We start from the raw sequence: 11,632 nt of genomic DNA on the forward strand, positions 1-11,632 counted from the left end.
GCGCTCGGCCCCGCCGCTCAGGTCCGCGGGGCCAGCCAGACGGCGCTGTTGGGCGCGAGCGCGAGGGTGGCCGAGGCCGGACGGCCGTGCCACGACTCCTCGCTCGCCCGCACCACGCCCATATTGCCGATGCCGGAGCCGCAGTACTCGGCGGCATCGGTGTTCAGGATCTCCGTCCACGGCCCCGCGCTCGGCAGCCCGACGCGGTACTCGCCGTGCACCGAGCCGGAGAAGTTGAAGACGCACGCCACCACGGACCCGTCGGACCCGTAGCGCAGAAACGACAGCACGTTGTTCGCCTGGTCGTTCGCCTCGATCCAGGAGTAGCCGCCCGGCGTGGTGTCCTGGCTCCACAGTGCCGGACGCTCCCGGTACACGGTGTTGAGTGCGCGCACGGTCGCGGTGATGCCGAGGTGCAGTGGGTTGTCCAGCTCGGGCCAGTCCAGCCCGCGATCGTGCGACCACTCGCGGAACTGACCGAAGTCCTGCCCCATGAACAGCAGTTGCTTGCCGGGATGCGCCCACATGTAGGCCAGAAGCGCACGCACCCCACTTGCCTTGGCGAAATCGTCACCGGGCATCCGGGTCCACAGCGTGCCCTTGCCGTGCACCACCTCGTCGTGACTGATCGGCAGCACGAAGTTCTCGCTCCACGCGTACATCAGCGAGAAGGTGATCTCGTTGTGGTGCCAGGACCGATGGATCGGGTCGCGGCGCAGGAAATCGAGGGTGTCGTGCATCCAGCCCATGTTCCACTTCATGGTGAAACCGAGGCCGCCGACGTCGGTGCCGCGGGTGACGCCCGGCCAGCTGGTGGATTCCTCGGCGATGGTGACCACGCCGGGATGGTGGCGGTGCACGGTGTTGTTGAGGTCCTGCAGGAAGTCGACGGCCTCCAGGTTCTCCCGGCCGCCGTGCACGTTCGGCTCCCAACCGCCTTCCGGGCGTGAGTAATCCAGGTACAGCATGGAGGCGACGGCGTCGACGCGCAGGCCGTCGATGTGGAACTCCTCGATCCAGTAGCGCGCGTTGGCCACCAGGAAATTGCGCACCTCGTTGCGTCCGAAGTCGAAAACGTAGGTGCCCCAGTCGAGTTGCTCGCCGCGGCGCGGGTCGGCGTGCTCGTAGAGCGGGGTGCCGTCGAAGCGGGCCAGCGCCCATTCGTCGCGCGGGAAGTGCGCGGGCACCCAGTCGAGCAGCACGCCGATGCCGGCCCGGTGCAGCCGGTCGACGAAGGCACGGAAGTCGTCGGGGGTGCCGAAGCGAGCGGTCGGGGCGTAGTAGGAGGTGACCTGATAGCCCCAGGAGCCACCGAACGGGTGTTCGGCGATGGGTAGCAGTTCGATGTGGGTGAATCCGGCCGCCCGCACGTAATCGGCGAGCTGGTCGGCCAATTCGCGATAGCCGAGGCCGGGGCGCCAGGAGCCGAGGTGCACCTCGTAGATGCTCATCGGCGCCTGGGTGGGGTCGGTCTTCGCGCGGGTGTCGAGCCACTGCTGGTCACCCCACACGTGCTGACTCTCGGTGACGATCGAGGCCGTGGCGGGCGGCGCCTCGGTGGCGAAGGCCATCGGATCGGCATGATCGACCGTGCGTCCGTCGGCGCCGTGCACCCGGAACTTGTACATGGTGCCGGGGCCGACGCCGGGCACGAAGACCTCCCAGATGCCCGACGTGCCGAGGGCGCGCATCGGCGCGCTCTGCCCGCCCCACCCGTCGAATTCGCCGAAGACGGTGACACCGCGCGCATTCGGCGCCCATACCGCGAACGAGGTGCCGTGCACCTCGCCGTCCAGGGTGGTGTAGCGGCGCGGGTGTGCGCCGAGCACCTCCCAGAGTCGTTCGTGGCGGCCCTCGCCGATCAGATGCAGGTCCAATTCGCCTACGGTCGGCAGGAATCGGTAGCCGTCGGCGCTGAGCACCGTCTGACCGCCAGGGTAGGTGGTGCGGAGACGGTAGTCCATGAGCTCGGGGTAGGGCAGCACCCCGGCGAATACGCCGTGCCCCAACGACTTCAGCGGGTGATCGATACCGCCGACCTGGGCCGTCACCGAATCCGCGTGCGGGCGTAGCGCTCTGATCTCGGTGCCGTCCGGGTGCGGGTGCGCGCCGAGCACGGTGTGCGGGTCGGGGTGGGTGCCCGCGGCGAGCAGCATCAGGTCCCTGCGGCGCATCACAGGGTCCTCCGGTAGGCCAGCTCGGTGCGGGCCTGCTGGGCCACCGGGGGCAGCGCGAGGATGTGCGCGACCGCGTGTGCCGGGTCGAGGCGCACGTAATTCGTTTGGGCCCAGTGGTATTCCTCGCCGCTGACCTCGTCCTGCACCACCGGGTGGTCGTGCCATTCCCGGCCGATGGCGGGCAGGTCGAGCGAGATCATGCCCCATTCGGCGGCGAACGGGTTCAGGTTCACCACGACGAGCACGGCGTCGCCGCTGATCGGATCGACCTTCGAATAGGCGATCAGCGCGTCGTTGTCCACGTGGTGAAAGTGGATGCAGCGCAACTGTTGCAGCGCCGGATGCGCCCTGCGGATCTCGTTGAGCCGGGTGATCCACGGCTCCAGCGATTCCCCGCGGGCCAGCGCCTCGGCGAACGGGCGCGGGCGCAATTCGTACTTCTCCGAATCCAGGTATTCCTCGCTACCCGGTCGCACCGCTTGATGTTCGAACAGCTCGAAGCCGGAGTACATGCCCCAGGTCGGTGCGAGGGTGGCGGCCAGTGCCGCGCGGATGGCGAACATGCCCGGACCGCCGTGCTGCAAGCTCTCGTGCAGGATGTCCGGGGTGTTGACGAACAGGTTGGGCCTTGCCTCGTCGGCCTTCGCGGCCAGCTCCCTGCCGAACTCGACGAGCTCCCATTTCGCGACCCGCCAGGTGAAATACGTGTAGGACTGGGTGAATCCGCGACGCGCGAGGCCGTACAGCCGGGCGGGCCGGGTGAACGCCTCGGACAGGAACAGCACGTCCGGGTCGTCGCGGCGCACGGTGGCGATCAGCCATTCCCAGAAGTCGGCGGGCTTGGTGTGCGGGTTGTCGACCCGGAAGATCTTCACGCCCAACGCGATCCAGTGCCGGACCACGCGCAGCACCTCGGCGTAGAGGCCGTCTGGATCGTTGTCGAAGTTGACCGGGTAGATGTCCTGGTACTTCTTCGGCGGGTTCTCCGCGAAGGCGATGGTGCCGTCCGGCAGCGTGGTGAACCACTCCGGGTGCGCGGCCACCCACGGATGGTCCGGCGCGCACTGCAACGCCAGGTCCAGGGCCACCTCCAGGCCCAGTTGAGCTGCGGTGTCCACGAATTCGGCGAAGTCGGCCTCGGTGCCGAGGGCCGGATGCACGGCGTCGTGGCCGCCGTCGGCGGAGCCGATCGCCCACGGCGAGCCGACATCGCCCGCCTCCGCGACCAAGGTGTTGTTGCGGCCCTTGCGGTTGATCACCCCGATCGGATGGATCGGCGGCAGGTAGACCACGTCGAAGCCCATCGCGGCGATCCTGGGCAATTCCTTTGCCGCGGTGGCGAAGGTGCCGTGGATCGGTGTGCCGGAGCGGTCCCGCCCGCCGGTGGAGCGGGGGAAGAACTCATACCAGGAGCCGAACAGCGCGCGCTGCCGATCCACCTGCACGGTGTGCTGCGGCCCGCGGGTCACCATGTCGCGCAACGGCGTCGCGCGCAGGATCTCGGCGATCTCGTCCGCGAACGCGGGCGCGACGCGGGCGGGCAGTTGCTCGTCGCTGCGCAAGGCGGCCGCGGCGGCACGCAGTCGCTCGAACTGCTTCTTCGGCACGGCCTGCGCGGCCCGCTCCAGCAGCCGGGCGCCGAGCTCGAGATCGTTGTCCAGGTCGGCGGCGCTCTGCCCGACCGCGAGCTTGGCCTCGACTGCGGCGCGCCAGGTGGCGATCGGATCGCTCCAGCCCTCGATGCGATAGGTCCACAGGCCGGGCAGGTTCGGCGTGAAGGTGGCGTTGAAGACATCGGGCTCGAAGTCGGGCGCCATCCGGATCCGGATCGGCCGCGACGAGCCGGGCGCCCGCACCGCCAGGGTCGCGGCGACGGCGTCGTGCCCCTCCCGCCAGACCACGGTGCGCACCGGGAAGACCTCCCCGACGACGGCCTTGGCAGGTCGACCGCCTGCGATGGACGGGGCAGTGTCATCGATTGCGATGCGGCCGGTCACGGGACCAACCTACCGGCACCCGCCGAGATGCACCGGATCAGCGCGGCGGTCGCGGGTCAGCGCGCACCGGCCACGGGTTTCGGTCAGGCGCGGTAGCCCTCGAGCAGGCGGCGCAGGGCGGCCGAGGTGTCGGCGAGCGCGTTCAGGTCCGTGGTGGTGGCCAGCCACAGGGCGGCCTCGTTCATCGCGCCGGAGAGCAGGTGCGTCAGCGGGGCGACCGGCTGCCGGGCGAGTAAGCCCGCCTCGATCAGGGTGTGCAGGGCTTGCTCGAGGTGGCGGGCCGAGGAGGCCGCGTCCAGCGCGCGCCATTGGTTCCAACCGAGGACCGCGGGGCCGTCGATCAGCATGATCCGCTGGATCCGCGGGTCGGTACAGGCACTCAGAAAGCACTCGCACCCCGCGACCAGTTGCTCCCACGGGTCGGTGACCGCCTCGGCGGCCGCTGCCACCCGCGCGCCGACCTCCTGCTGCACCTGCTCTAGCACCGCGCCGAACAGCGCGGCCTTGCTCTCGAAATTGTGATAGAGCGCGCCCTTGGTCACGCCCGTTTCCGAGACGATCTCCGATAAGCCAACGGCGCCATAGCCTTTCGTCGCGAACAGGCGCCGGCTCGTGCGCAGCAGCGCGCGCCGGGTCTGCTCGCGCTGCTGGGTACGGGTCGTGCTCGGCATTGCCCACCTCTCCCTTGACATACCGATGGTATGCGATCTAGCTTAGCTCACATACCATCGGTATGTGAGAGGCGAGAGCATGAAACTGAACAGCTTCTATCCGGTCATCGGTACCCCAGAGATCGCGGCGGCCCGCGACTTCTACACCACCTGGCTGGGATTCGAGATCACCTTCGAGGCCGACTGGTATGTGAGCCTGCGGCGCAAGGGCGACGTCGAGTACGAGCTCGCGCTGCTCGACTTCACCCACCCCACCGTCCCCGCCGCCTACCGCAAGCCGGTGCAGGGCCTGCTGCTCAACTTCGAAGTCGACGATGTGGACGCCGAGTGGGAGCGCCTGGTGGTGCGGGGCGGGATCGAGGCACAGCTCGCGATCCGGTCCGAGGAGTTCGGCCAGCGCCACTTCATCATCGCCGACCCCGGCGGCGTCTTGATCGACGTGATCACCGAGATCCCGCCCACCGGCGAGTTCGCGGCGCAGTACACGGCGGAGAAGGCCGGCGCGACCGACGGATCGGTGCGGGAACAGTCCCTGCCGATAGATCCGCACCGGTCTATAAGTGCAGGACTGTGAGGTACTGCCGCCGGGGCGACTCGGGGTCGGTAGTTCGGTAGGGTTCGCGGAGTGAAGGCCCTCCGTCGTTTCACCGTCCGCGCCCACCTCCCCGAGCGGCTGGCCGCACTCGGGGAGCTCGCCACGAACCTGCGGTGGTCGTGGCACCCGCCGACCCAGGACCTGTTCGCGGAGCTGGATCCGCAGCGGTGGCTGGAGATGGGTCACGACCCGGTCCGGATGCTCGGCGAGGTGCCCGCCGCGCGGCTCGACGAGCTGGCGGCCGACCCCGGCTACGTGGGCCGGGTGGACGCCGCCGCCGCGGACCTGCGGGCGTACCTGGCGGCGCCGAGCTGGTTCGAGCGCCGGGCCGGCGAGGAGGGCGTGCGCGGGATCGCCTATTTCTCCATGGAATTCGGCGTCACCGAGGTGCTGCCCAACTACTCCGGCGGGCTCGGCATCCTGGCGGGCGATCATCTGAAGGCGGCATCGGATCTCGGCCTGCCCCTGATCGGCGTCGGATTGCTGTACCGCTCCGGCTATTTCCGGCAGACGCTCTCGGCCGACGGCTGGCAGACCGAGCACTACCCGGACCTCGATCCGCAGGGCCTGCCGTTGCGGCTGCTCACCTCCGAGCAGTCGGATTCGGAGACCGCGCCGGTGCTCATCCACGTCGCGATGCCGGACCAGCGGGTGCTGCGGGCCAGGGTATGGATCGCGCAGGTCGGCCGGGTGCCGCTGCTGCTGCTGGATTCCGATATCGCCGAGAACGATCCGGAACTGCGCGCGGTGACCGACCGCCTCTACGGCGGCGACCAGGAACATCGGATCAGGCAGGAGATTCTCGCAGGCATCGGTGGCGTGCGCGCGGTGCGCGCTTACACCGCGGCGAACGGACTGCCCGACCCTGATGTGTTCCACATGAACGAGGGCCACGCGGGATTCCTCGGCGTCGAGCGCATTCGTGAATTCGTCGCCGCCGGAAAGGATTACGACACCGCGCTGGCCGCGGTCCGGGCCGGCACGGTGTTCACCACGCACACTCCGGTGCCCGCGGGCATCGACCGGTTCCCGATGCCGATGGTGCGCCGCTATTTCGGTGGCGCGCACGGCGACTCCGAATCCGCCATGCTGCCGGGGCTTTCCGTCGATCGGATCGTCGCGCTGGGTCGCGAGTCCGATCCGTCCGTGTTCAACATGGCGCACATGGGTCTGCGACTTGCCCAGCGCGCCAACGGTGTATCGAAACTGCATGGCGAGGTGAGCCGCGCCATGTTCGCCGGGTTGTGGCCGGGTTTCGACGCGGCGGAGGTGCCGATCGGTTCGGTGACCAACGGCGTGCACGCGCCGACCTGGGCCGCGCGCGAGTGGTTCGACAAGGCGCGCGAGCATGTCGGCGCCGAACTCGTCGAGGAGGCGCGCGGCTGGGAACGGTTGCGTGACGTCGATCTCGGTGAGCTGTGGTCGACGCGGAACACGTTGCGCGCCATCCTGGTTGCCGAGGTGCGCCGCCGGGTGCGCGCGTCCTGGCTGGATCGCGGCGCGGCGGAGGCCGAATTGGGTTGGGTGGACGACGTTTTCGACCCCGACGTGCTGACCGTCGGTTTCGCGCGCCGGGTGCCGACCTACAAGCGGCTCACGCTGATGCTGCGCGATCCGCAGCGGCTGCGCGCGCTGCTGCTCGACCCGCGGCGGCCGATGCAGCTGGTGGTCGCTGGCAAGAGCCACCCCGCCGACGACGGCGGCAAGGCGCTCATCCAGCAGGTGGTGCGCTTCGCCGACGACCCCGAGGTGCGCCACCGCATCGTCTTCCTGCCCGACTACGACATGTCGATGGCCCGCTACCTGTACTGGGGTTGCGATGTGTGGCTGAACAATCCGCTGCGCCCGCTGGAGGCGTGCGGTACCTCCGGCATGAAGTCCGCGCTCAACGGCGGACTGAACCTGTCCATCCGCGACGGCTGGTGGGACGAGATGTACGACGGCGAGAACGGTTGGGCCATCCCGACCGCCGACGGCGTGCGCGACGAGCACCGCCGCGACGACCTCGAGGCCGCCGCGCTCTACGACCTGTTCGAGCGCACGGTCGCACCCCGCTTCTACGATCGCGATGCCGCGGGCATGCCGGTGCGCTGGGTCGAGATGGTGCGCCACACCTTGCAGACCCTCGGCCCGAAGGTGCTGGCCTCCCGCATGGTTCGCGACTACGCGGTCGAGTACTACGCGCCCGCCGCCGACGCCTACCAGCGCGCGACCGCCGACGACTTCGCCGTCGCGCGGGCCATCGCCGACTATCGGCGCCGAGTCGAGGCGGCCTGGCCGTCGGTGAAGGTGATCCAGGTGGACAGCGCCGGACTGCCGGACACCCCGATCATCGGTGCTCGGTTATCGCTGACCGCGCGCATCGACCTCGGCGGGCTGACCGTCGACGACGTGGTCGTGCAGGCCGTGCTCGGCCGGGTGTCGCCGTCGGACGACCTGTCCGACGTGGTGACCGTCCCGATGACGCACCAGGGCACGGACTCCGGGGTGGCGCACTTCGCCGTCGACACCCCAGTGCCGCTCTCCGGTGCCGTCGGATACACGGTGCGCGTACTGCCGCGCAACGCGCTGCTCGCCGGCGACGCGGAACTGGGCCTGGTGGCCGCGCCCAACGCGTAGGCGTGTGAGCTGGGACAACCGCCCGGTCGCGACCGGTGCGTGAATTCCCCGATTCAGTGAACGGTCGGTTACCGTGCCTGGGCACGCCCGTACCGTTTCCCGACTGGAGATCGCCCATGGCCACCGCCGCCCCGACCGAGCCCCGAGGTCGCATCGACGCGTTCTTCGGTATCAGCGCGACCGGTTCGACCATGAAACGCGAGTTGATGGCGGGCACGGTGACGTTCCTGGCCATGTCCTATGTGCTCGCCGTGAACCCGTCGGTGCTCGGCGACGAAGGCGCGCTCGGGGCCAAGGGCATTCCGATGCAGGCGGTGTTCACCGCGACCGCCGTCGCCGCGGTGTTCGGCACGTTGGTCATGGGTCTGTGGGCGAAGTATCCGATCGCGCTCGCGCCCGGCATGGGCCTCAACGCCTTCTTCGCCTATTCCGTGGTGCTCGGCATGGGCATTCCGTGGGAGGTCGCGCTCTCGGGCACCTTCCTGTCCGGCGTCATCTTCTTCCTGCTCGCGGTCACCAAGATCCGGGAGCGCATTCTCAACGCGATCCCGATGCAGATGAAGCTGGCCGTCGGCGCGGGCATCGGGTTGTTCGTGGCGTTCCTCGGGTTGAAGAACGCGGGCATCGTGGTGAACAGCGACGCCACCCTGGTCACCCTGGGCGACTTCACCAAGGGGACCACCCTGCTCGCCCTGTTCGGTCTCGTCGTGACCGTGGTGTTCCTCGTCATCGGCTGGCACGGCGCGGTGCTCTACGGCATCGTGCTCACCGCCGCGGTCGGCATCGTCAGCGGGCTCGTCGACCTGCCCAACGGTGTGGTCGCGGCGCCGAAGGGCCTGGAGCACACCTTCGGGCAGGCGATCATCAACCTGCCCGACGCCTTCACCGCGCAGATGGGCGTCGTCATTCTGACCATGCTGTTCGTCGACTTCTTCGACGCCTCCGGCACCCTCATCGGCGTCGCCAACCAGGCGGGCCTGCTCGACAAGGACGGCAAGCTGCCGCGCGCGGCCAGTGCGCTGGCCGCCGACTCCGTCGGCACCATGGCGGGCGCCGTCATCGGCACCTCCACCACCACCGCGTACGTCGAATCCACCGCGGGCGTTTCCGCCGGCGGGCGCACCGGGTTGACCGCCGTGACCACCGCGGGCTGGTTCCTGGTCGCGATGTTCTGTTACCCGATCTTCGCGGTCGTCGCTGGCTCGGGTGAGGTCACCGCCCCGGCGCTCATCGTGGTCGGCATCCTGATGGCGCGCGCGCTCGGCGAGATCGATTGGAACCGTCTCGAATATTCGGTGCCCGCCTTCATCACGATCGTGATGATGCCGCTCACATACTCTATCGCCAACGGTCTGGCGATGGGCATGCTGTTTTATCCGATTGTGATGGCGGCGAAGGGCCGGATCAAGGACGTGCATCCGGCCATGTGGGCCTTGCTCGTCGTATTCCTCGGCTACTTCTTCTTCCTTGCGGAGTGAACTCCCGTCAGGATGAAAACGTAGAACAGGAATAAGACCGGGTCTTGGGAAGTTGGATCGGCTCGTGTGATAATCGGACCGCAGTCCGCTTCATCACCGAGGCCAGTGGGCCAGTTGTTCGGAATCGACTCGCAGGGACGAGGACCAGCATGACCACGAAAGCTGTACTGGAACGCACTACCACCGATCCCCAAGTGGACAACATTTCGGCCGACATCGGGTTGCTCGTCATCCGCGTCGTTTTCGGCCTGCTGATGGCCGTGCACGGCAGCCAGAAACTGTTCGGCTGGTTCAAGGGGCCGGGTTGGCAGGCCAACGCCGACGGATTCGAACTCTCCGGCTACAACCCGGGCAAGGTGTTCGGCACGCTGGCCGGACTCACCGAACTCGGTGGCGGCCTGATGCTCGCCGTCGGGCTGCTGACACCGCTGGCCGGTGCCATCATCCTGGGCACGATGATCAACGCGATCAACACCCTCTGGAGTTTTGGACTGTTCGGCAACGACACCTACGAGATGCCCCTGCTGTACGCCGCGATCGGCGCCGCGATCGCCTTCACCGGACCGGGCAGGTTCTCGCTGGATCACGGTCGCCCGTGGCAGCGGCACGGAGTCGTCTGGGGAGCAGGCGCAGTTGCCCTGGCCGTCGTCGCGGCGGTACTGACCCTGATCCTGAAGTGGGTGCTGTAGACAGCACGGCGACGTCTCTGCCGAGACTCCGGTGAACCCGCGGGTCTCGCCTCCGATCCGGGGGCGGGGCCCGCGCCGCTGCTTCACCACGCCGTGTGCGGTCATGTCACACTCCAGGACCGCGCTTCGTCTTCCCCTTGTTCCGTCGATGAGTCGAGTTACAAGGAGACGATGATGGCCATCGAGATCAGCAATCCCGCACAACTGCACGACCCCACCGGCTTCGGCTACAGCCACGTGGCGCGGGTGACCGGGGAGCTGGTGTTCATCGCGGGGCAGTACGACTCCGACGCGCAGGGGCACACCACAAGCGGTGACTTCGCCGCGCAGGTCGACAATGCCTTCGCCAACCTCGGAATAGCCTTGCGCTCAGCCGGTTTGGACTATGCCGACGTCGCGCAACTGCGCACCTTCATCGTCGGTCACGACCTCGACAAGCTCGCGGTGCTCAGCAAGAAGGTCGCCGAGATCTGGGGCGAGCGCCCGCCGGTCCAAACCCTCTCCGGCGTCGCCGCCCTCGCCATGCCCGAGATGCAGTTCGAGGTCGACGCCGTCGCCGTGCGGGGCTGAGCCGAGGGGGAACTGGTGGCGGAACGCTCTCGCGCTTTGCCGCCACCAGTTCCCCCTGATCACGCGTTCAGTTCGGGGGGTAGCCGTAGGCGCGCCGACCTGGCATTCTGCATCCTGAGTGGAACGGTCCAATTGGATAGATCTATTTTGGAACGGAACCAGGGGGAGAACTTGTGCGTCTTATCCTGTGTCGGGAGTCCGGGCCGTAGTCAGGAGAGATATGCGAACCGCCAGTGTGTCGAGGGTTGCCATCCGGACCGTGCTGGCCGGCGCCGCGGTCACCGCGCTGGTCACCGGCTGCTCACCGACCAAGGACGGCACGCCGACGACGAGCGGGCCGAAGACTGTCAACGGGGAGAAGACGGTCGAGTGGAACCCGTGCACGCAGTTGTCGGATGAGGCGTTGCGGGCTGCTCGGATGGACCCGGCGACGAAGGATGTGACGACGGATGCACCGGTGGAGCCGGTGGATGCGCGAATCTGTCAGTGGAATGCGGTCGACGGACCGTATCTCGTATCTGTGTCGTCCACGATCTACTCCCTCGATGATCTCCGGACGAACGCCAAGCTCGCCGAGTTTCGTGAGGTGCGGGTCGGGACGCGAACGGGACTGATCTCCCGGGAAAAGTCGGATACCCAGAAGCTGCGGTGCCATGTGAGTCTTCCCATCGCGCACGGCATCGTCGAGGTGGGCGCGATATGGCGATATGGCGAGCCGGCGACGAAGGAACCTTGCGACCTGGCCATCCGGCACGCGAACGATCTCGAGCCATATCTGCCCAAGTAGCTGCGCGCCATTCGCATTTGGTGGCAACGAGATTCGACTGGGTGCTGAC

At 68.1% G+C, this 11,632-nt stretch carries 9 protein-coding genes; 6 read left to right on the forward strand and 3 right to left on the reverse strand.

All coding sequences use genetic code 11. The features are described 5' to 3' along the window. Window positions 1-17 precede the first annotated feature (17 nt). From glgB to F5X71_RS06325, 3 genes are all read right to left on the reverse strand, one after another. Window positions 18-2,174, reverse strand: coding sequence for a 1,4-alpha-glucan branching protein GlgB (glgB, locus tag F5X71_RS06315; protein WP_167461078.1), 2,157 nt, complete (start codon window positions 2,172-2,174; stop codon window positions 18-20). After that, complete coding sequence (locus F5X71_RS06320; protein WP_167461079.1) at window positions 2,174-4,174, reverse strand: maltotransferase domain-containing protein; 2,001 nt, start codon at window positions 4,172-4,174, stop codon at window positions 2,174-2,176. The genes glgB and F5X71_RS06320 overlap by 1 nt, the downstream gene beginning before the upstream one ends. Window positions 4,175-4,257: 83 nt before the next feature. After that, on the reverse strand, window positions 4,258-4,845 hold the full coding sequence (locus F5X71_RS06325) for a TetR/AcrR family transcriptional regulator (protein ID WP_167461080.1): 588 nt from the start codon (window positions 4,843-4,845) through the stop codon (window positions 4,258-4,260). A gap of 79 nt (window positions 4,846-4,924) precedes the next feature. Here F5X71_RS06325 and F5X71_RS06330 point away from each other — a divergent pair, with 79 nt between their 5' ends. From F5X71_RS06330 to F5X71_RS06355, 6 genes are all read left to right on the forward strand, one after another. Next, window positions 4,925-5,419: a VOC family protein gene (locus F5X71_RS06330; RefSeq protein WP_167461081.1), complete on the forward strand. Its 495-nt coding sequence runs from the start codon at window positions 4,925-4,927 to the stop codon at window positions 5,417-5,419. A gap of 51 nt (window positions 5,420-5,470) precedes the next feature. Beyond that, window positions 5,471-8,059, forward strand: coding sequence for an alpha-glucan family phosphorylase (glgP, locus tag F5X71_RS06335; protein WP_167461082.1), 2,589 nt, complete (start codon window positions 5,471-5,473; stop codon window positions 8,057-8,059). A 116-nt stretch (window positions 8,060-8,175) separates the two neighbouring features. Continuing rightward, complete coding sequence (locus F5X71_RS06340; protein WP_167461083.1) at window positions 8,176-9,537, forward strand: NCS2 family permease; 1,362 nt, start codon at window positions 8,176-8,178, stop codon at window positions 9,535-9,537. A gap of 149 nt (window positions 9,538-9,686) precedes the next feature. Then, window positions 9,687-10,226 carry a DoxX family protein gene (locus F5X71_RS06345; protein WP_167461084.1) on the forward strand — a complete coding sequence of 180 codons (540 nt, stop codon included), beginning with the start codon at window positions 9,687-9,689 and terminating at the stop codon, window positions 10,224-10,226. A 174-nt stretch (window positions 10,227-10,400) separates the two neighbouring features. Further along, on the forward strand, window positions 10,401-10,796 hold the full coding sequence (locus tag F5X71_RS06350) for a RidA family protein (RefSeq protein WP_167461085.1): 396 nt from the start codon (window positions 10,401-10,403) through the stop codon (window positions 10,794-10,796). A 220-nt stretch (window positions 10,797-11,016) separates the two neighbouring features. Beyond that, window positions 11,017-11,583, forward strand: a complete 567-nt coding sequence (locus F5X71_RS06355) for a DUF3558 domain-containing protein (RefSeq protein ID WP_167461086.1) — start codon at window positions 11,017-11,019, stop codon at window positions 11,581-11,583. Window positions 11,584-11,632 lie beyond the last annotated feature (49 nt).

Source organism: Nocardia brasiliensis, assembly GCF_011801125.1.
Classification (GTDB): domain Bacteria; phylum Actinomycetota; class Actinomycetes; order Mycobacteriales; family Mycobacteriaceae; genus Nocardia; species Nocardia brasiliensis_C.